The sequence below is a fragment of the Methylobacterium segetis genome (assembly GCF_004348265.1).
Lineage (GTDB): Bacteria > Pseudomonadota > Alphaproteobacteria > Rhizobiales > Beijerinckiaceae > Methylobacterium > Methylobacterium segetis.
Map to the genome: position 1 here is coordinate 38,624 of NZ_SMNT01000023.1, position 20,442 is coordinate 59,065.

Annotated in this window: 12 protein-coding genes, 2 tRNA genes and 11 pseudogenes; 15 read left to right on the forward strand and 10 right to left on the reverse strand. The window is 57.5% G+C overall.

Annotated features, from left to right (window positions below):
* Positions 1-270: 270 nt before the first annotated feature.
* On the reverse strand, positions 271-717 hold the full coding sequence (locus tag E1J50_RS08340; RefSeq protein WP_132252389.1) for a hypothetical protein: 447 nt from the start codon (positions 715-717) through the stop codon (positions 271-273).
* A 650-nt stretch (positions 718-1,367) separates the two neighbouring features.
* Here E1J50_RS08340 and E1J50_RS08345 point away from each other — a divergent pair.
* Positions 1,368-2,084 (forward strand): class I SAM-dependent methyltransferase, encoded by a 717-nt coding sequence (locus tag E1J50_RS08345; RefSeq protein WP_132252392.1) that lies wholly within the window; start codon positions 1,368-1,370, stop codon positions 2,082-2,084.
* Positions 2,085-2,397: 313 nt separating this feature from the next.
* Positions 2,398-2,616 (forward strand): annotated as a pseudogene (locus E1J50_RS08350) (integrase core domain-containing protein); the annotation flags it as partial.
* 5 nt (positions 2,617-2,621) lie between these two features.
* On the opposite strand, the pseudogene E1J50_RS08355 reads toward E1J50_RS08350, so the two are convergent.
* Positions 2,622-3,229, reverse strand: a pseudogene (locus E1J50_RS08355) (transposase family protein); the annotation flags it as partial.
* 74 nt (positions 3,230-3,303) lie between these two features.
* Positions 3,304-4,061 (reverse strand): IS5 family transposase gene (locus tag E1J50_RS08360; RefSeq protein WP_132252394.1). Its coding sequence is split into 2 segments (ribosomal slippage): positions 3,304-3,725 and positions 3,725-4,061, totalling 759 coding nucleotides; the frame shifts between segments, so codons are not numbered across the junction.
* 943 nt (positions 4,062-5,004) lie between these two features.
* Here E1J50_RS08360 and E1J50_RS08365 point away from each other — a divergent pair.
* Together E1J50_RS08365 and E1J50_RS28515 are read left to right on the forward strand one after the other, a co-directional pair.
* Positions 5,005-5,217 (forward strand): annotated as a pseudogene (locus E1J50_RS08365) (transposase); the annotation flags it as partial.
* Positions 5,210-5,305, forward strand: a complete 96-nt coding sequence (locus tag E1J50_RS28515; RefSeq protein WP_425374920.1) for an integrase core domain-containing protein — start codon at positions 5,210-5,212, stop codon at positions 5,303-5,305. The pseudogene E1J50_RS08365 and the gene E1J50_RS28515, both read left to right, overlap by 8 nt.
* Positions 5,306-5,561: 256 nt before the next feature.
* Here E1J50_RS28515 and E1J50_RS08375 read toward each other — a convergent pair whose 3' ends face one another.
* The 5 genes and pseudogenes from E1J50_RS08375 to E1J50_RS08395 form a co-directional block, all read right to left on the reverse strand.
* Positions 5,562-6,359 (reverse strand): ABC transporter permease, encoded by a 798-nt coding sequence (locus E1J50_RS08375; RefSeq protein ID WP_132252396.1) that lies wholly within the window; start codon positions 6,357-6,359, stop codon positions 5,562-5,564.
* 436 nt (positions 6,360-6,795) lie between these two features.
* Positions 6,796-6,871, reverse strand: a tRNA-Phe gene (locus E1J50_RS08380).
* A gap of 345 nt (positions 6,872-7,216) precedes the next feature.
* Positions 7,217-7,700 (reverse strand): annotated as a pseudogene (locus tag E1J50_RS28000) (transposase family protein); the annotation flags it as partial.
* A gap of 63 nt (positions 7,701-7,763) precedes the next feature.
* The gene (locus E1J50_RS08390) at positions 7,764-7,973 is read right to left on the reverse strand and encodes a DNA gyrase inhibitor YacG (RefSeq protein ID WP_132252398.1); all 210 of its coding nucleotides are present in this window, start codon (positions 7,971-7,973) and stop codon (positions 7,764-7,766) included.
* Positions 7,970-8,635: a Maf-like protein gene (locus E1J50_RS08395; RefSeq protein WP_425374921.1), complete on the reverse strand. Its 666-nt coding sequence runs from the start codon at positions 8,633-8,635 to the stop codon at positions 7,970-7,972. Before E1J50_RS08395 ends, E1J50_RS08390 begins: the two co-directional genes overlap by 4 nt.
* Before the next feature lie 211 nt (positions 8,636-8,846).
* Between E1J50_RS08395 and E1J50_RS08400 the strand changes: the two genes are divergently transcribed.
* The 5 genes and pseudogenes from E1J50_RS08400 to E1J50_RS08415 all read left to right on the forward strand — a co-directional run bounded on the left by E1J50_RS08400 (position 8,847) and on the right by E1J50_RS08415 (position 13,720).
* A tRNA-Gly gene (locus E1J50_RS08400) sits at positions 8,847-8,921 on the forward strand.
* A 275-nt stretch (positions 8,922-9,196) separates the two neighbouring features.
* The gene (locus E1J50_RS28005; protein WP_245516488.1) at positions 9,197-9,319 is read left to right on the forward strand and encodes a transposase; all 123 of its coding nucleotides are present in this window, start codon (positions 9,197-9,199) and stop codon (positions 9,317-9,319) included.
* 595 nt (positions 9,320-9,914) lie between these two features.
* Positions 9,915-11,879 (forward strand): glycosyltransferase family protein, encoded by a 1,965-nt coding sequence (locus E1J50_RS08405; RefSeq protein WP_132252400.1) that lies wholly within the window; start codon positions 9,915-9,917, stop codon positions 11,877-11,879.
* Positions 11,880-11,883: 4 nt separating this feature from the next.
* Positions 11,884-12,642 (forward strand): glycosyltransferase family 2 protein, encoded by a 759-nt coding sequence (locus E1J50_RS08410; RefSeq protein WP_132252402.1) that lies wholly within the window; start codon positions 11,884-11,886, stop codon positions 12,640-12,642.
* 328 nt (positions 12,643-12,970) lie between these two features.
* Positions 12,971-13,720: pseudogene (locus E1J50_RS08415) on the forward strand (transposase).
* 282 nt (positions 13,721-14,002) lie between these two features.
* Here the strand turns inward: E1J50_RS08415 and E1J50_RS08425 are convergent.
* Positions 14,003-14,200: pseudogene (locus E1J50_RS08425) on the reverse strand (transposase); the annotation flags it as partial.
* A gap of 78 nt (positions 14,201-14,278) precedes the next feature.
* On the opposite strand from E1J50_RS08425, the pseudogene E1J50_RS08430 reads away from it, so the two are divergent.
* From E1J50_RS08430 to E1J50_RS08440, 3 pseudogenes are all read left to right on the forward strand, one after another.
* A pseudogene (locus E1J50_RS08430) lies at positions 14,279-15,008 on the forward strand (IS110 family RNA-guided transposase); the annotation flags it as partial.
* A 117-nt stretch (positions 15,009-15,125) separates the two neighbouring features.
* A pseudogene (locus E1J50_RS08435) lies at positions 15,126-16,336 on the forward strand (IS256 family transposase).
* A gap of 54 nt (positions 16,337-16,390) precedes the next feature.
* A pseudogene (locus E1J50_RS08440) lies at positions 16,391-16,699 on the forward strand (transposase); the annotation flags it as partial.
* 255 nt (positions 16,700-16,954) lie between these two features.
* Here the strand turns inward: E1J50_RS08440 and E1J50_RS08445 are convergent.
* Positions 16,955-17,275 (reverse strand): annotated as a pseudogene (locus E1J50_RS08445) (transposase); the annotation flags it as partial.
* A 407-nt stretch (positions 17,276-17,682) separates the two neighbouring features.
* On the opposite strand from E1J50_RS08445, the gene E1J50_RS08450 reads away from it, so the two are divergent.
* The 3 genes and pseudogenes from E1J50_RS08450 to E1J50_RS08460 form a co-directional block, all read left to right on the forward strand.
* Entirely contained in the window at positions 17,683-18,489 is an 807-nt protein-coding gene (locus E1J50_RS08450; RefSeq protein WP_132252407.1) for an FkbM family methyltransferase, read from the forward strand.
* Between the two features lie 563 nt (positions 18,490-19,052).
* Positions 19,053-20,177 carry a hypothetical protein gene (locus tag E1J50_RS08455; RefSeq protein WP_132252410.1) on the forward strand — a complete coding sequence of 375 codons (1,125 nt, stop codon included), beginning with the start codon at positions 19,053-19,055 and terminating at the stop codon, positions 20,175-20,177.
* A gap of 33 nt (positions 20,178-20,210) precedes the next feature.
* Positions 20,211-20,442: pseudogene (locus E1J50_RS08460) on the forward strand (glutamine--fructose-6-phosphate transaminase (isomerizing)); the annotation flags it as partial.

Consider the following 20,442-nt stretch of genomic DNA (forward strand, 5'->3'; position numbering starts at 1 on the left):
ACTGTCCGGCTCTGCTCGACGAGAAAGGGGCCTTAACTTAAGTTAGGCGACGGCAGCATCGAGGGCAATGACAGCGGTCGTCATTTGACGCTCGGTACCCACGTACGGGGCCGCCACGAATGGGTAGCCTGCGTTCAGCCAACCAACCGCAACGGGTCGCATTGCCCTCGGGAGCGGACCTTCACCGATCGGGTGTTAGGGAGCTGCCCATCTCATGTAAGCGGCATTATGCGGCTGCCGCCCAGCCATCGCGGCGCGCCATCAGTGCTGCTAGATCTCCAGCGTGTCGGCGGTGAACATCGCCTCGGCGCCCAGGGAGGCGCTGCTGGAGGAGCCGTCGATCATCGAGATCGCGTCCGGGTAGACGGTGCCGCGGCGGCCGTAGGCACGCCTGGCCTCCTCACACCAGCCGTCGGCGGGCTCCGGCATGGTCAGGCGCTGGCGGTTGATCTCGGTGCGCACGAGCGCCTTGAGCCGCGCCTGATCCTGCTCCCAGCGCTCATGGGCGCCGCCGTAGGCGGCTTGAAGGGCGAGCCAGGGTGCCTGGGCGTTGCGGCCGGGCTTGACCGCCTTGCACTTCTCCAGGGTGATCGCGTAGCCGACGAGTTGCGAGACGAGTGCCGGCGCGCGGTTCGGGAGCGGCGCCTCGGCCGTCTCAGCGGCGCGGGTGCCGGTCGCGGCGAGGACGAGGACTATCGGGATCACGTAGCGACGCATGCTCCGGCTCCGTCGTGATGGGGTGAATGCTGGTAAAACGCCGTGTTCGGCTACGGCGAACCAGGATCCACTGCAGGTGCGATGTATGCATTATTTGGCATGCCAGCCTTTGTGGCAAGCAGAATAATTCTACGGCTGCGCTTGGGAGATAAGCCGACGCTGTCCCACTCGGGCTTGCCCTAACGGAACGCTCCAGACAGCGGCCAACTCATTTCAAACGAATGGCTTAGGGCTTAAACGCCTTGCTCCTTGAGGTCACAGAACTCGATGGAATAGCCAAACATCCTACCGTTGCTGGCAGGTTGCCATTAAAGAGTCGCCTCGCCTTCATCAGTGATCGCTCAATGTTGACGTACCGCATAGCTTCTCAGGGTCACCAACAGCCCCTCGCCGGCGGGTACCAAGCGGCGGATATGGATCATTCGGTGGCGAGCAATCCACCTGTCCGCTCAATCGCAGCTTGGTACAGCGGCAGCCTCTCGTCCCTCGTCGAGAAGACGATCGATGTCGGCGAGCAGCCATTGGCTTCATGAACTCGCGGAGAGAGGCGTAGGCTACTTTTTGCAAGGCACTCAGCTTCGCAGGCGCCTTGGGGCTCGGGTTATGCTACACGCGTGGCAGGCCCGGATTGAGAGTGGGAAATTCCAGGAATGCATTACGAGCGCATCAACCGCTTAGCGCGAATCGCGAACGCTAAGCGTTACTTGGAAATCGGGGTCTTTAACGGCTCAACTTTCTCGGGGGTAGACGTTGATTTCCGGGTTGGCGTCGATCCAACGTTTCATTTTGACTACGCAGCTCTCGCGAACGATCGAACGCATTTTCATCCTCTTCCGAGTGATGAGTTCTTCCGGACCGCACGCTATGAGCCATTCGACCTGATCTTTCTCGACGGCCTACATACCTATGAGCAAACTCTGCGGGACTTCATCAGCTCGCTCGCCTTCGCACACGACAGAACGATCTGGCTCATTGATGATACGGTGCCGAACGACAGCTTCTCAGCGCTTCCGGATCAGGAGCGCTGCTACCGCCTGCGCAGGTCCATCGGCAACGGTGATTGGTCTTGGATGGGCGACGTGTTCAAAGTCGTCTACTTCATCCGTACGATGATGAAGTTCTATCATTTTCGGACCTTCGGTGGCCATGGACAAACCGTGGTGTGGCGCGATCCCCGCATTGTCGAAAATTTTGTCGGGACACCTGTCGCGGAAATCGGTACGATGTCTTATGAAGATTTCATCGAGACTCACAGAGAGACTATGAACCTGGTGGAGGACGAAAATATTTTCGCTGACGTCCAAAGTTTTATTTCCAGTCCTAGCCCTCGCTCTTGGCTGATGTCCATTTTTAAATCGCCTTCGTAGAAGAATTTTCGTGTATAGGTGCTAAAATAATACTATCTGCTTCATCTGAGGACTTTCTCCTCGATTGAGCGATAAGTTCTATTAGAGCGGTCGGAAACTTTACGAGACGGTTGCTCAATCCAATCCGGATGAGGGGTATCTTGCATTCGTCGGCAGTGTAGGTGTGGCCAGGCCGCCCACCTCTGAACCAAGTATCGAGTAACCGGCGGGCCCGGATTTGGCGGCTGCGGGAATGATGCCGCTTGGGCAGAACTGAATCTCGGGAAGGATGAAGGTTGCCCCTTCTTAACGGATGGCCTTCTCGATGCGTGTCCGCTGCCACTCCTTCGAGGCGGTCTGCGCCGATCTCGACATCGAGCATCGGCTGACGAAGCCCCGTCGTCCTTGGACGAATTGTCGACTCGAGTGGATCAACCGCACGATCAAGGACGCGTCCGTCAAGCGCTTCCGCGACGAAGGCCATGACCAGCTTCGGCAGTACTTTGCCGACTTGGTGGCTGCTTACAACTTCGCGCGGCGCCTGAAGACCCTATTGTTGTTGTCGGTGAGCACAGCGTGGATCTTGTAGGGAACGGCAGCGGCGAGGGCGCGCAAGAAGTCGCCGGCAACCCGGCGCGTGGCCTTCTCGTGCAGCTCGGCAATGGCGAACTTTGAGGTTCGGTCGATAGCCACGAGGAGGTAGAGCCTGCCTTCCTCGGTGTGCACTTCGGCGATGTCGACGTGGATGTAGCCGCGCGGGTAGCGCTTGAACTTCGCCTGCAGCGGCTTGTCGCCGTCGGTCTCAGGCAGTCGCGAGATGCCATGGCGTTGGAGGCAGCGGTGCGTGCAGGTTCGACCGCGGCAGGTGTGGGAGCGCCGGCTGCACGTCGTAGAGCCACACTTCGAGCGGCAAGAGCGTGTGCCCCGAGAAGCAACGATGACGGCTTCGTCCTCGGCCGACAGCACAGTAGAATTCGGCACGTTCGGCCCCGTCTTCCGGTTGGCCGTCGGACCGCGCCTCCGACCGCAGTCTGCTTCCACTTGGCGACGATCTCTGGGTTGATCCCGCAGCGCTGAGCAAGCTGCCTCAGGCTCGCTTGCCCAAGCTGTATCGCTCGACGGACTGCCGCTGTCGCCGCAGCGCACCCGTGGTGACCCTGTCCCATGGCGCATCCCTGCATTCGCGTCAGGAAACTTCGCCATCACTCCCTGGGATCAAACATCTAGGGTTTGGACTCGATCAGCACCAGAAGGCGATGACGGCAGCCAGAGCGACGGCTGAGGCGTAGTTGCGGGCGAGTTTGTCGTAACGGGTGGCGATGCGGCGGAAGTCCTTGAGGCGGTTGAACGTCGCCTCGATGCGCCAGCGTTCCCGGTAGCGCGGCTTGTCGTGACGGATCCTTCTCTTGCGGCCGCGCTTGCCCAGAATGATCGGCGTGATGCCACTCTTGCGGAGGTCAGCGCGCAGCCAATCGGCGTCGTAGCCTTTGTCGGCGCTCAGGCGGCGGATCCGGCCGGGCGCCTCGGCCAGGACGGCCGGAGCGGCGGTGACATCGCTGGTGTTGCCAGGCGTCAGCAGGAGAACGCCGGGCCGGCCGAGGACATCGGTGAGCGCGTGGACTTTGGTCGTCTGGCCGCCGCGCGACGAGCCAATGGCCTGCGCCGTCGCCCCCCTTTCCCGCCGTGCGCTGAGCGATGCGCGCGCACGTAGGTGCTGTCGATGGCAGCCGCCTCGCCCGACCAGCCGGCCTTGGCCAGGGCCACCAGCATCGCCTTCCAGAAGCCACGCCGGGACCATCTGTTGAAGCGATTGTAGACGGTCGTGCGAGGCCCATACGCGGACGGGCAGTCACGCCAGCGGCAGCCCGAGGTGAGCACGTGCAGGATGCCGGAGATGATCTGCCGGTCGTCCTTCCGCTCCGGTCCGGGCTGATCCTTGGGCATGAACGGGGCCATCACCGCCCACTGCTCATCCGAGAGCCAGAACAGGTCCGCCATCGCCGCCTCCACGCTGCAATCGGCGGCCCTGAATCATAAAATCATAAACTCCGCAACGGCTTGGTTCGGTTCACACCCTAGGACTACAGGCCCACCCCGCTAGCCCAGCAGATAGCGCCATTCCCAAAGCTTTCGCCGGGTAGCGCCTCGTGATTGAGCAGACATTCAGGAATATACGAGCGCACCGTACGTCGGAGATGTCAGCGGTAATTTGCCGGAGGTACATAACAGTCTCTGGGCCTCACAGTTGCGCCGCGTGTCGAGTTAAAACCGGATGCAGTTCAACACCGCAACGTGCAGGATATCGATCAGGTCAGATGAATGAATCACAGGATCAAGGGCGCTACGATAAAGAGTTATGTTTGCGGGCCTAGAATGAACTGGAGAGCCAACTATAGAAGCCCGCGACAGTCTAAACGATGGCTACCGCCTCGACATGCTGCGTGGACTCACACCCTACGAGTTCGTCGGCCATAAATAGACGAAACAGCTCGAAAACTTCAGGCTTGATCCTCTGTACCACATGGCGGGGCCAAAAAACTCACCCGATTTGTCAGCGCATGGCTCGTCCGGAGCACTGGGAAGTGCGGATCGAACTGGGTCGACTGAGACGAGCGATCCGGTTTCGGTGAGACGCCGATGCGTTCGAGTCGCTGCGGCAAATGCGGAAAGTGCGGATCGAAGCAAGCAACCGGCGGGCGGTCCTGTTTCCTCGTCTGCGCATACGTCACGGCTTTCGGCTGATTGGTACTCTTCACGACGCCCTCTCAGAAATGTGCGGCACTTCTAGGCGTAGGTGGATGTCCCGCCTATGACTGTCCCATCACACCTGACTGTGTTTCGACCGAAGCTCGCGTTTTTTGCGGGAATGAGGCGAGACCCTGACGGGAGGAGCAGGGCCGTAAAGACGAGCGGGTTCACCGAAGAGTAGAGTGCCGCCGCGCTGAAGCAGGCCGCGACCGGAACGCCGGTCGCGGATGTGCTGCGCCGGATGGGCATCTCAGCGCAGACTTTTTAGCGCTGGAAGAAGCTCTACGGTGGCCTCGGAACGGGTGAGTTGCGCCGGCTGAGGCAGCTTGAGGAGAAGAACCGCAAGCTCAAGCAGTTCATGGCCAATCTGAGCCTCGATAAGCACATCCTTCTAGTTGTTGTCGCTGGCCAACGTCAGGGGCAAAATCGAGGCGTGCCGGCGGCAGTACAACGAGAGCCGTCCTCACAGGGCCCTGCGATGGCGAATGCCCTAGGAATTCTCCTTGGCGACAGCCCAGCAGGCTGCCGAGCGAGATCCGGGGGCTCACCCTTTGGCCCGAACAAGATCTGGGGAACCGTCACCGGCCGATCTCGTCCACCGTCGTAGCCTTTTCCGCCTGCCGAAAGGCAAAGGCGATCTGTACGTTTGTGAAGCGATTACAACGCACGGCATCCGCCCTCCCTCAGGGTTCAAGATGCGAGAAAAACCTGCGGTTAGCTTCGAGCAGTTCGCCAGGCCAAAATCATTAGTCAGGAACTACGCCTGCGAACTACTAAACGTTCCAGCAGCAATCCCAAAGTGAGGGCGGCGCTTGAAAATAGCATTACATACATGTAATCAACTTTCACACCCATATTCGGGTAGTAGCCAAGTCTAACCCATTCTATAACTTGCATTGCCGGGTTGTATTTTAGTATATCATATATTTGCTTTGGGAGGTAATGAGGAAGAAACATTACGCCACTGGCGACATACATGAGAATATTGAAAAGTTGGTATCCTATAAGCCACCCCGGAAAAAACGCGATAATACCAATATTGATTGTTCCGATGCCTATTCCCAAAGCGATCGCAGCGCAGTAGCCGGCTATTGCAGCAATGGGATCGACAGGGAGGGGATTTACTCCAAGTGCTATCAAAGTAGACATGACCGTCAATAGGCCAAGAAAACCTGTAATTATTTCAACAAGAATACGAGCAAGTACTACGTCAAAGTTTTTGACCTGAGGATAATACGTCAAAGGCTTGTTCATTATAACCGCCTTCATGACCTCTTTGGATATGTATTGGAATATGAGAACGGTTACAGCGCCCGTGGCAAAGAATAACGCCCTGCTTTCCCCAAGTGGTGCGGGAACTTTGCGAAATACGTAAATAGATACTAGCACGAATAAATGGACTACAGGCCACAACACAACCACTGCATAGCCGAGATGCGAGCCACCGAAGCGCGTGCGCATGTCGCGCAACATCAGCGCATGTAGCACGCGCAGGTAGGCCTCGGTACTGCTTCTGATCCGATTAGGGGCGGTTTGGCCAGCGCTCATGTGCTTCTCGCAATCGCTGCAGAAACGACCTCACCAAATCGCCCACGATAGCGACTGAAATATGGACTTGCTGTCATTATCCTGATCAGGGGGCGTGATAAAAATTTGCTTCAAGTTCGTCTGTTCGCTGATAGGTGGCGGGCAAGATATCGAACCGTGATCGGCTTGGCGTAGAAAGAGGCTTCGGTAGAGGCGAAAGTGCTCTCGGGGTGTCGCCGAGGAGCCGCAGGCGGCTCGTCCAGGGAGGTATGCCCTTTACGATCCACAAACGTCGACACGCTAGAGCAGTCTGCGAGCGGAACAGGGCCAAGGGTGGCACATAATCATTGGAAACTGGTGCGAGCTTGACCATCACACCAACTCGAAATCACCGGAATAGTCTCATTGCTTTCCGGAAAAACAGCACTCTAACATGCTGAAGATTTTCGAGACTTGATGGTGCCCAGGGGCGGAATCGAACCACCGACACTGCGATTTTCAGTCGCATGCTCTACCAACTGAGCTACCTGGGCGACCACCGAACCGCTTGGCGGCGTCGGCTGAGGCGGGGGTATAGTGAGGGACGGCCGTGCTGTCTAGCCTCCTTTCGAAGCGCCCTGCGGTTTTTCGTCCAACTCTTAGGGTCTGTGATCGCTTGAACGACCTGGTGCAGTGAGCGTTTCGCCTCTCGCGGACGAGGAGGGGCGATGCCGTGAGACGCGCAATGGGCCGAGTTGGAGCTACCCGTTGAGGCTCGCCGACCAATGGGCAAGACGGCGCCCAGGATCTTCGCCGCACGGTCTTAGCCATCCTCTGGCGCCATCAGAACGGAACCAAGTGGCGCGCCGTGTCCGCTGAACTCGGACCAAGATGGCGCGGCGCTCCGGCCTGCGGCCGGGGCGACGGCGCCGGCCCGTGCGCACGCCTGGCACTGCAGTGAGCGTGGCCGCCAGCATGCGGCTGTCGCGGTAGTTTGCCCTATCCAGCCTCAGGCCGGGCTGCGTGCCGTTCGCGTCCACGAAGGGGTAGCGCTTCGTGCCGAATCTGCCCCATCCGTCGGCTTCGGACCCGTGGCTGTCCCCTTGTCCCGCTGGCAGGCCGCCGCCGTCGAGAGCGGCGTGACCAATCGAGCGCATCTACATCCTGTAACTCTTGCAGCATCGAGCGGTGCAAGACGGCGCAGACACCGGCTGCCTGCCACGCCCACAGTCGTCGTCAGCTCGTCCTCCCGCTTCACCCGACCTTCGCGCGGCAGGTTTTTCCAGTGATTCCGGTGCGCAGAAACAGGATGATGCGCGCTAGCGCGGCTCACTCCGGGGCGCGTGGCCGTTCACCGTTCAACTTCGCAGGTTCGAGCGGCAGAAGCGGGTCTACCGTCGCTCAGACGTCGTCGCGAACGAGAGCGTGTATGCCCACTCAACCCGCTCACGTCGGTTTCGTCCCAAGCTTTAGGTCGCTCCGATCCTGCGGATGTTCTCGGTCGTCATCTTCCTCTTGAGCGATGACGTACCGGTCGTTTAGCCAGCGCCCAAGATCGATGTCGGCGCATCGTCGCGAGCAGAATGGCGTGTAGGCAACTTCAGCTCGGCACCCGCAGATCGGGCAGGAAATTCGGTTGCTCGGTGTACCCGTCATGCGATAGCGCCCCACCGCTCCTGGACCGAAAAACCTTCCCCCTCCAAAAGATTGCTTGTCTCGTAGAGCGGGAGACCGACAACCGCACTATGTGAACCAACCAGTCTAACCACGAAAGCGCCGGCGAGTCCTTGGATCGCGTAGCCTCCGGCTTTGCCGCGCCACTCCCCGGAGGCGAGATATGCTTGGATCTCTCGACCCGTTAATCTCTTGAACCGGACTCGGCTCTCGACAATTCGCTCGCGCCGTCGGGCCTTGGGTGAGAGCAGCGCAACGGCAGTGAAGACGCGGTGCTGGCGCCCGGAGAGCAAGCGTAAACAGTCCGAGGCCTCGTCTGGGATCTCAGCCTTGGGCAGAATGCGGCGCCCCACTGCCACGATCGTATCGGCTGCCAAGATCCAAGCGTCGCGCATGTCGTCCCGGCGACGCGCAGTCTCGTATGCGGCATCTACTTTCTCCCTAGCTAGGCGGCGGGCGCACTCGCGCGGCGATTCCGCTTTGCGGGGTGACTCGTCAATGTCGGCCGGCAGCAGCGCGTCGGGCTCGATTCCGATTTGTTGAAGCAGGCTAAGCCGCCGCGGTGATGCTGAGGCTAGGATTAGCCGAGCCGCGTGTGAGATCGTCGTGCTTGTCTGAGGCATGGGAGCCTCGAGCGAAGGCATTGTGTCCATTCTCTTCTCGTACTGCCTCTGCGCGTGAGTCACGGTCCACCCTCCGTAGCGCAGAGCACTACTGTAACGGGCGCGCGAAGTGAACGCGTTGCTCCTACTTGCGGATCTCGCCGGGACGGCGACGTAGACAAACCTCCACGCTGTGATATGGTCTAGCCTGAGCCGCTCGAAAAGCGGCCGCGCAGTTTGGAGCGCTGTGGCTGCGGGCGTAGTTCAGTGGTAGAACGTCAGCTTCCCAAGCTGAATGTCGTCGGTTCGATCCCGATCGCCCGCTCCATCAAGCCTTTGCCAATGCAGTGGTTTTTCGTTTCTGTGCACCGGCTCGCGACTTTAAAATTCAACTGAAAACGGCCCATTTTTCGCGGAAATCGACGCCGGATTTCTCACTGAGCCGCGCACGAAGGGAATGTACCTCGCCGCGCACGCGAAGAAACACACGTTCGCGACTGACGCCCTCCATCGCTACGGTCTGCCCGGCTGTCTCCAGCGCCCTTCCTGACCTATTTCACCGATAGGCTCGCACGCTGCTTGAGCCTAAGCGACGGGGTGGTGATGGACAACCTTTCAGTTCACACGAGCCTGACCGTCATCCAGGCGCTCCTGGCAGCGCGCGCGAGGTTCCTGGACCTGCTCGCCTACGAGCCCGATCTGAGCCTTATCGAACTCGCATTCTGAAGACGGTGCAACGTGCCGCCGTTGCCCGGACACGCGAGGCTCTTGGGCGGAGTGTTCATGCGGCCTTAACACAAGCCATGTCCGAGGTGTGCGCCACCCACTTTCATCACTCCGGCTATGACTCGGCATGACCCATATATGCTCTACGAGTCTGTCGCCTCCTCGTCGAACACTAGCTCCAGCACGAAAAAGGCGTTGAACGCAGGTGAGCGGGATGAGGAGCACGAAACGGCGGCATATGAAGCGTGGTCCACAGGTACAGTCGACCTCGATTGCTACTGTCTATTGCTCCTGAAACAGCGGACAATCGAGTAAAAAGCAGCGCATGTTTCAAAAGCCGGCCTGCGCTCTAAAGCGGAAAATCTGAAATTTACAAAATTTTAAAAGTATCCAGATTTGTTTCTTATGAAAAAGGCTTAGTTTCCTGATGGGCGGCGGAGCATTGCAACGAAAGCCGGAGGGGCGTATGACCTTAACTGCGTCGACGTAAGCAAGAACTACAAAGGACAGGCTCGGTCAAATCGAAATTAACTCGGAAAGTGAAACTTCATCGGTCAAAAATTTTAGTCGAGATACATCGAAAGATGCACAGGTCATGCGCGTTAGAGCAGTACTAAGAAAATATCTAAGAAATAAAATTCATTTAAGAAATAGTCAATCGCGGAAAGCGGCTGGTACAGTCGTCTTGTCGCACCACCCATTGTTTCAGGCTGATTACTATGTTCGCCAAGTCGTCTGCGCCGGGTTGCAGTTGAATGGAACCGATCCTTGGCTTCACTATATCACCATTGGCGACTTCCACCGCCTAAATCCGCATCCCCTTTTCGATACCGATTTCTATCACAGCTTATATCCTGATGTAGCTGCTGCGGGGAAACCAGCTCTTGTTCACTATATCGAATATGGGGCAGCTGAAGGTCGCCGTCCACATCCGTTGATTGATGTCGAATATATAAAAGAACAAACTCTCAGCCAAAGCGATCCGCTTATTCAATACATCACGGCAGTTCGTGGATCGATTAATCCTGATCGATATTTCCGAGAAAGTTATGTGCTAGAAAGTATTGGTAATGAGTTAGAAAAAAATGAGAGTGTACTTCAGCATTACCTCAGCAGTAGTCATTTAATCAGTCCGTCGCCGGATTTCGACGCTGCCGACTACATTCGCCGGTACCCTTATGCAAAAAACGTAAACCCGTTATACCATTACAAGCGGTGGGGGCACGCTGAAGGGCTGGCAATATTTCCGATCACCGCTTCGTTAGAAGGCGTGAAGCTCGACTTAGAGTTCGCCGCTACGCTTGATCCTGCAATTTTGCCCCCTTACGTTGATTGTGAGTCACTACCGCGAGTTATAATCGCTGATGCTCGATCGGGCGGAAGGGAGCTCTTAAGCATCCTATTGCGTAAGCTGGATAACAGCCGTCGTGCCGTGGTTTTCTTCATTGAAGAAGACAATACAGATGAGTATTTCCAATTTATTGCGCCGCTTATATGTGCTTGTCAAAGTCAGCACTCGACCGCGCAAATAATGATAATCGTTACTGGCAAAGTCCGGATGCAACCTCAGCCATTACAAGACAAAAAAACCTGTGAGGTCGTTTACCTTGGTGATATCGTCTGTTCGATGGCCCCTAACACGGCTGCGCTCACAATTGCAAATTTCATTCAGATTTTACCGAAGAACAGCATTTGCGTCATAAATTCTAAACTGGGGTGGCTATTAGTGGAGCGTCATGGCTTCGCCCTGCGTCGTACCACTTTGATGATGGGCTGTGCATTCTTTTACACTTACGACAATTTCGGCCGACGAGCAGGATACTCCTGGACGGAACTGCCGTATGCTGTCGACCATCTTGATTACGTAATAACCAATGACACCGCCTTCGTCAAGATATTGAAAAGTGATTTGCGGCTTTCCCAAGCAAATTGCAACAAATTTTGTGTTCTGCGTCCTCCTTTTTATAAAGACGTCGAAATATTGTTAAAAACTAATACCGAAAATGTTGATATATTCAGCGGTCGCCGCGGATGTCTTGTTTGCGTCGACCGGTATAACTCGAAAGACCAATTCGCCAAATTGTTTGAAATCGCTCGCGCGATTCCAGAAATCGAATTCTGTGTCATTTCTGAGAACGGCATTGCACTTGAAATTGATAAAATGGAGTGTCCGAGTAATATTATATCTCGCGTTCGTAAATACTTACATTTCCCTCTGCGCACCGAAAGTATTATAGCAGTTTTAAGTACTTCGAACTGGGCAGGTACGCCGCGTTTTTTACTTGAGGCTGCGTATGCTAAATTGCCGATTATTGCCTCCGGGGTGGGCGGCGCAGGAGTGTTTTTGACTAATGAGACCGGCTGGCCTATCTCGGCGCCTCGAGTTCCGGATGACTACGTCGATGCGCTACGCAAAATTATTCAAAATCCAGATGTTGCGATGAACAAGGCTTTCCGATTGTCGGAGTCAATTACTGAGCTATTTTCTGCCGATCGTTACTTTAGGGATGTCAAGCTTTTGTTTTCAGTAGAAAGCCGGCTCGGCGAAGTTGAAGGGTAAAAATATGGATGTATCTCTGGTTGTAAATATACACCGAGAGGGGGAACTTTGCGTTCCTTCCCTTCAGAGCGCTGCAATAGCCGTCTCGCATGCGCATAATGCGGGCCTCTCTGCGGAACTAATTCTTGTGCTTGACCGACCGGACCCGCTGACCGAGCAAGTTGTTGCAACGAATGCTGTAGGTGCTCGAATTGAGTCAATCAATGCCGGAGACCTCGGATCTGCTAGGAATCATGGAATCCGTTCGGCGACGGGTAATTACATTTCATTTCTAGATGGTGACGATTTATGTTGCCGCAACTGGTTGGTCAGTGCGATGGCTGAGGCACGATCCGCTGTAGAATTGCACATTGTGCATCCGAGGTTTAACCTGTTTTTCGGGCGCTCCTTCAGTCACCACTTTTGGGTGCTCCCAGATATGCGTACCGATGAAATTTGTACCACCCGATTACTTTCGGAAAATATTTGGACCTCATCATTGTTGGCTTCAGCTGACATATTTCGTCGGTTCTCCTACTGCCCTAATCGTATCAATGAGGGGTTTGGTTATGAGGACTGGGTCTGGAACCTTGAAACTGTCATGGCGGGATTTATGCATGTGACGGCGCCGAGTACAATCCATTATATCCGGCGGAATAAGAGGGATAGTTTAATGGATATGTCAAACCACAGGAGTGTGCTTCCTGATTTCAGTCGATTCTCTGGAGCTTTCAAAGCGACAGGCATGCTATCAAAAGATAAAATTTTAGAAATGGAGTCTTAACTTAGGCGCTTCAGCGACAGCTCGTAAAACAACGAGAGTGGTCATCTTTTGGCTGCTTGAATGAACAGCTCGGCTAGCGGGAATATGCTTGAGGATAAAATTGAACTTTGGTACCCAGGAAGCGAAGAAGATGCGTTGGTTCTAATCGCATCGCTGGATCATCTAAGTAATTCTGTGACGTCGGAAATTGACTCCGCTCAGAGTTAGACCCCGTTTCAAAACGGGTTCAGCGGCTTGGTTGTCGGAGGAGCGGCAGGTGCCGCTATAGCTGTGCCCGACCGATCTGCGACGTAGTTTGGGGCGGCGCTGACGGTCCGAGGAGGCACCAATGCCGAAAGCCTTGTCTATCGATCTGCGCGAGCGCGTCGTCGCCGCGATAGCGGGGGGACGTCCTGCCATGCCGCAGCCGCCCGCTTCGGGGCGAGCGCGTCGAGCGCCCGTCGGATAGGGCGCGTGCGGCAGGACGGTCAGGCTGCGCCACGGCCACGCGACGATCAGCGCTCACGGGCTCTCGCGGCGCACGCCGATCTAATCCGGGCCACCTCCGAAGCGCAGCCTACGATCTGCCTGCACGAACTGCGCGCCGCCCTGGCCGAGCAGAGCTAGACGACCAGCACGAGCGGGCTGTCGCGCTTCTTCGCCCGCCACCGCATCACCCGCAAATGGGTACGCTGGACGCGGCCGAGCAAGAGCGGGCGGACGTGTAGGTCGCCTGGGAGGACTGGTTCGCCAGACAGGATGCCCTCGACCCGGGTCGCTTGGTGTTCTTCGACGAGACTGCTGCTGCGACCAGCCTGGCCCGCCGCTACGGATGGGCGCCGCGCGGCCAGCGCTGTCGGATCCCCGTGCCGCAATCCGGGCAATCCGGGGAGCGGGCGCCAGCCCCCTCTACCTGCCTGCCTACTCGCCCGATCTGAACCCGATCGAGCTCGCCTTCTCCAAACTGAAAACGCTGTTGCTGGTCGCCGCAGCCCGGACGCGCGAGGCCTTCTGGCAGAGCGTCCACGCAGCTTTCTCAAGCGTCACGCTCGAGGAGCGCGCTAACTATTTCCCTCACTGCGGCTATGATCCCGCGTGACCCGAAAATGCTCAAGTCGACCCATGCGATGGTCGCAGGGCGCGATCCTCGACGCCATCCTAGATTTCGTGCGCGTCGGCTGCGCATCGCCGCACCTGCCGCTGGAATTCCCGCCCTTAGGCAGCGTGCATCGCTGGTTCTAATGCCTGTTGCACGAGGGTGTGTTCGAGCGCTTGGTTCATGTGCTCACGATGGCTGACCGTGAACGCGTCAAGGCGCTGCGCTGGGGTTTAGACTCGATCAGCACCAGAAGGCGATGACGGCGGCAAGGGCGACGGCGGAAGCATAGTAGCCCTTGTCGGCGGCCAAGCGGCGGACCCGGCCGGGGGCCTCGGCCAGCACCGCCGGGGCGGTCGTCACGTCACTGGCGTTGCCGGGCGTGAGCAGGAGGACGCCGGGGCGGCCGAGCACATCGGTGAGACCGTGGATTTTGCTCGTGAAACCCCCGCGCGAGCGGCCGATGGCTTGGTTCTGCTCCCCACTTATGGATGGCCCGCCCCTCACCGGGCTGCGCTGCTAGGCTTGCCGAGTAGCCGCTATGAGGGATGGAGCAGGACGATGACGATTGCGGTCCTCGGGATCGACCTGGGCAAGAACAGCTGCAGCCTCGTTGGGCTGGATGCGACCGGGCGGGTCGTGCTGCGCCGACGCATGCGCCGCGAGACGGTGCTCGCGTTCGGCGCCAAGATGCCGCCTTGCGTCATCGCCATGGAGGCGTGTTGCGGCGCGCACCACATGGGCCGGGCTCTGGCTGCGCAGGGCCCCGCCGTCCGGCTGATGTCACCCGAGTACGTGCGCCCCTACGTCAAAGCTCAGAAGAATGACGACCGCGATGCCGAGGCCATTGCGGAAGCCGCCACGCGCCCGACCATGCGCTTCGTGGCGCTCAAGTCGGAAGCACAGCTCGACGTGCAAACCCTGCACCGAGTGCGCGATCAGCTCCTCGGCTAGCGTACGGCGCTGATGAACCAGATCCGCGCCATCCTCTTGGACCGCGGTCATGTCGTACCGCAAGGACGCGGCCCCGCTCGCCGTCTGTCTTGCCAGCCTGCTCGACGCTGATGTGGGCTCGTCGCTGACGCCCCGTATGCGTGCTCTCGTGGCCGCGGTTCGCGAGCGCTGGCAGTTCCTCGATCAGCGCATTGCCGCACTCGACTCTGAGTTCGCCGAGCAGGCGCGCACAAATGAGCAGGCGCGGCGGCTGACCACCATTCCTGGGATCGGCGCCCTCAATGCAACCGCGCTGGTAGCGGCCATCGGTGACGTGAACACCTTCTCGCGCGGACGGGTAGCGTCCACGGACGAGGTGTAATTTCCGGGACCGTTTCGGTGGGGATTGGGGTGGCCATCGGGGCCGGCGGCTAAGGTGGAGTTTGCGGACTTCAACCTGAGCCGGGAGCACCCGATGACCGACGACAGAGTGGCACTGATCGAGGCGCTGCAGAAGGCTGACGACGGCAACTTCCTGCGCTCGTTGGCCGAGACGGTCCTGCAGATCCTGATGGAGGCCGACGTGGAGGGGGCCTGATCGGCGCGGGCCGCTACGAGCGCACAGGCGAGCGCAGCACCTACCGCAACGGCTATCGCGAGCGCAGCCTCGACACACGGCTCGGCTCACTCAACCTGAAGATCCCCAAGCTGCGGACCGGCAGCTACTTCCCCGGCTTCCTGGAGCCGCGCCGCACGGTCGAGAAGGCGCTGGTCGCCGTGATCCAGGAGGCGTGGATCGCCGGCGTCTCGACCCGGCGCGTGGAAGACCTCGTGCAGGCCATGGGCCTGTCGGGCATCTCCAAGTCCTCAGTGTCGAAGCTGTGCAAGGAGATCGACGAGCGCGTCGGAGCCTTCCTGACGCGTCCGCTCTCGGGTGCGTGGCCCTATCTCTGGCTCGATGCCACCTACCTGAAGGTGCGCGAGGGCGGTCGCATCGTCTCTGTCGCTGCCATAGTCGCCGTCGCGGTGGACACCGAAGGCCGGCGTGAGATCGTCGGCCTGCACATCGGTCCCTCCGAGGCCGAGGTGTTCTGGACAGACTTTCTGCGGAGCTTGGTCAAGCGCGGGCTCTCGGGCGTGCAGCTCGTCATCTCGGAGGCCCACGAGGGGCTCAAGGCGGCCATCCGCCGGGTGCTGAAGGCGACCTGGCAACGCTGCCGCGTTCATTGGACCCGGAACGCGCTGGCTTACGTGCCGCGCACCCAGCAGACCATGGTGGCTGCCGGCCTGCGCCACGCCTTCCAGCAGCCCGATCAGGACGCCGCCCGGGCCGCCCTTCAGCACCTGGGCGAGCAACTGCACAACCGCTGGCCGAGGCTGAAGGTCTTCATCGAGGCCACGTGCGAGGACGTGCTGGCCTACCTGACTTTCCCGCTCCAGCATCGGGCCAAGCTTCACAGCACGAACCCGCTGGAACGCCTCAACAAGGAGATCAAGCGGCGCGCCGATGTGGTCGGCATCTTCCCCAACACGGACTCGATCCAACGCCTGATCGGTGCGGTGCTTCTGGAGGCCAACGACGAGTGGCAGCTTCAGCACCGCTATATGCAGATCGAGGGCATGGCCGGGTTTGCTTCGGCGTTGATCGAGGAGAGCGTCACGACACTTCCACCACAGGCTGCCTGACCGATGGCGGCTCCAATTCCACCCCCAAAGTCCACCTCATTGACGGACGTAACCCGCGGACGCGACCGAGCCGCTTGGCTCGGCCTTGTACCCCGACAGGCAACGACGGGCGGGCGACCGAAGCTCGCGGGCATCACCAAGCGCGGCAGCAAGTACCTGCGCAAGATGCTGATCCAGGGTGCGCGATCCGCGATGCCGACGCTTCGGCAGAGCGAGACGCAGCTCGGCCAATGGCTGCGTGGTCTGCTCGCGAAGGCCCATACGAACACGGCGGTCGTGGCTTTGGCGGCGAAGATGGCTCAGATCGTCTGGGCGCTGCTGCGGCATGGGCGCGTCTACCAAGCGGCGGCCATTGCCGCCTGATCTGAGTTCGGCCGACACAGGGCGCGTCGGCCTTCTGATGTCTGCGAGCGGTGGGAGGAAGATGGCCTGACAGTCAACCGATGTCCTGGAAGCCTTTGGCAGGCAAATGGCGCTCGACGCCGACCCCCTTATGAGGCCCAGGACGCGCGGATCTCCATCTTGGCCAACGGCTCGCCGGAAGGCCCGATACGTTTATGCAGACTGCTCAGACCAGCGGATCCAGAGCCACTTGCAGACGCGGCGGGCCATACGAGTCCCTCCCGAGGCGCAGCGGTGCGCCTTTACGACCGAGGAGTCGACCAGCACCTGCGTCGGCGGTCCGCCAGCTTGGGCGAGCGTCTCGAACAGTCTGGCCCAGACCCCCTTGGCTGCCCAGCGCACGAAGCGGTTGTAGAGGGTCTTCTTCGGCCCGTAGACCTCGCGCGGTGCGTCGGTCCAGCGGCCACCGCCTTCCAGCACAGGGACGATGCCGCCGATCACGCGTCGGTCATCCACGCGAGCTTTGCCGCGCGTGTCGGTGGGCAGATGCGGCGCGACCTTCGCGAACTGCTCGTCCGTCAGCCAAAACTGATCCATGGGCTCCTCCTACAGGAACCCTGAATCACACCGTGGCAGGAGTAGCCACCATTACGAGTCCGGACGCCAGTTCCAAGCGTGAGCGTTCCGCGATCAAACATTTGACGGCTGAATCCATTGAGTACCACGGCGAGGTAAAGGAAGCCAGCAGGGACCGGCACCTAGTGCTTTGACGCTGACAAAACGTACAGCGATTAGCCCAATTTCTTCCGCGTTCGCAAGCGATTAGTAGGTGAGCGCGTGGTGCGTTCGTCTGCGTCTGTGCACTAGGAATATCGGTCACACTCCCTCGAGCACATGATGGCTTGCCAAGCCTATAATTCAGCGCCTAAGAGCCGAAATATGGTTGCGGGCTAGCGTGCAGAATTTGCGATGGGCACCCAAAGGGGTTGATCGATGGCGCGTTCGTGGCTTCCGCCATGGCACAGAGCCCACCAGCAGATAACGCCGATGTTGACATAGATGTCCACCGCAGAGAAAACCGCCTGCGGCAACGGAGGGTTAAAATCTTGACAACACGAGATAGTTGGGCGGTCCTAGCCCGAAAGGACGACATTCTGCGTCAGACGCTAGACGGAATTGCTGTCGCGACGAATCCTGATGTTATTTGCGATATTGGCTGCTTCAATGGCGAGGAGATCGCCAGGTTTCATCGGCTTGTTCCGTCTGCAAGCTGCTATGCGTTCGAGGCGAACAAAAGAAATATCGACAATTACATCAATGCACGAAGTGATCTCGAAGGCGTCGTTGTAAATAATGTCGCAGTAGCTGACTACGATGGGGAAATAGAATTCAATATTTTGAATGCTGAGGGCGAACAGGAAGACTGGAGGCGGGCGGCGGGATCGTTGAACGAGCGCACCGACGGGGTTGGCGGCGAGAAGGTGAGTGTTCGGTGTACCCGTCTCGACACCCATTTTGCATCGCAATTGAACGATAATTGCACTTTTCTTCTATGGATCGATGTCGAAGGAGCGCTTGATAGAGTGATTGCAGGCGGACAGAAGTTGCTCAGCCGAACAATCGCTTTCCGAGCCGAAGTTGAACGGCACCAGTTTTGGGCCGGTCAAAAATTAGCACACGAAACGATATCTGCCATCGAGAATTTGGGATTTATCTTAGTCGCAGACAGTTATACCGAAGACGCGTTCGCTCAGAGTGACGTGCTATTTGTCAATAAAAATTGGCTTAAGCTCGCGTCGCGAGATGAGTAGCTCCGCACAAAGATAAATAGAATTTGGTGCGCAGCGCGTCGGTGAGGTGAATGGTGCGCGCCAAATTTTCTCTATGGAGTAGTTATGTCCCGCGGTTGGCGTTTCAGAAAATTTTTTTTCAGAAATAGAGCGGTTCTAATCAAGAAAATTCGCGGAACTTCCTAAACACATGTTCTCCAGCTACTTCGCCAAAAAGTTCGACCGGCCCCGGTTCCAGGCGGATAAGTCTTGTCCCGGTTCGATCTTAAAATCTTTCAAGCGGTACGGCAGAACTTCCAGTCTAGGCGTTTTAAAGACCAGACTATAGCTACCATGGGCATAGCGTTAGATGCATCTAGCACCCGTCATTGGTTCGAGCAGTACTCAATGGAACCCCATACCCAACAACATCGGGCCACCCATTGCCGGATAATACAAGATAGACAACCTGAGGCAAATGTACCTTGCTGCTGCGACTCACCTCCAGAAAAGAAAGGTCTATATGCAGTTGTCGGCGCTACACCGTCTTATTAGTAAGCTGACAGTTACATTAATTGTATTCTCTTAATCGTGGATCCAGCCATATGAGAATTGGTACAGCTGAAGGTCAATTTGAATTGTCGCGGGAGCTTCGAAGGCTTCTGAACAGTCGGATTGTGCAGTCTTCTGCAAAAGCGAGCGTGGAAGATCAAAAGGACTATATCCTGGAAGGGCCCTTTGCATTTGATGCTAACAGAGATGTCCGTTTTTCGCAAAACGACAATGGATTGTTCCGGCACTCACTAATATTGTTTACTCAGCAGTGGGTCGGCATACGGCAGGCATGTGGCGCGTTCCCAGGCCATAAGCTTGCTATTGACAGTCACAATAAGTTTACATTGGAGCAGGTAGAAGAAATCTTAGCTCTGCTACATCAGCATCATATAAAATCTGTGTTCGTGCACGGCATGGCTCCCTCGACCTCAAAATTACTTCGAGTGGTGAAACGCGCTATGCCTGAGTTAAGAATATTCGGAGTTTGGCACGGCACGATGGCGGGATGGTCTTATTCGGAGGAGCTTGCACTATTTCGGGAATTTTTGAGTCTCGCCCAGACGAGGATTTTTGAGAAAATTGGCTTTTTGCGGACGGGTATGCATCATCTCTCAGAGTATGCTTTTCCCAAAACGCTCGTAAATCTGGTTCCAAAAACAGATATCGAGCGGGCCACTTTACCGTTTTTCACTAAGCCGCTCAAGTGTATTTTCCCAAGCTGGAACAACCAATGGAAAAACATGTTCACGAACGTGGTTGGTGCCCAAAGCTCGCCTTATGTCGATGAAATACTTGCTTACTCACAGTCCGATATCGACATTTTCTCGAAGTTAAAGCATGTTCCTTTTATTGATCATAGCGCTCATATGCACAGATTAAGTTTGATTGATCTTTGTTTAAATGTCTCGGTCAACGATTGCCAACCAATGACTGAGCTTGAGGGGCTGAGTGTAGGTACCCCCTCCCTCCGCGGTGACCTCGACCTCGATTTTGTCACCCTTCATGAATATGAGAGACTGTTCACGGTCAGTAAATACCTAAACGCGGATGCAATTCGGTCCAAAATCTCTGATTTGGCAGCTCTCGATGGGCAGTATATTTTCGATATCGTTGTAGAATATCGTCAGTTACTATACAAAAGGAGTTTCGAGAGGTATAGCGAATTCATCAATTAAATTACGTCAATACCGGTTATAGTAGGTTCAGAGATGTGCGGCATTGTAGGCATCGTCGGGCGCGACGCGGTGGCAGGACAGGTCATCGAGGCGCTGCGCCGCCTCGAATACCGCGGCTACGACTCGGCCGGCATCGCAACCCTCGAGCACGGACGCCTCGAGCGCCGCCGCGCCGAGGGCAAGCTCGCCAACCTCCAGCTCAAGCTCATCCAGGCCCCCCTGTCCGGCGCCATCGGCATCGGGCACACCCGGTGGGCCACCCACG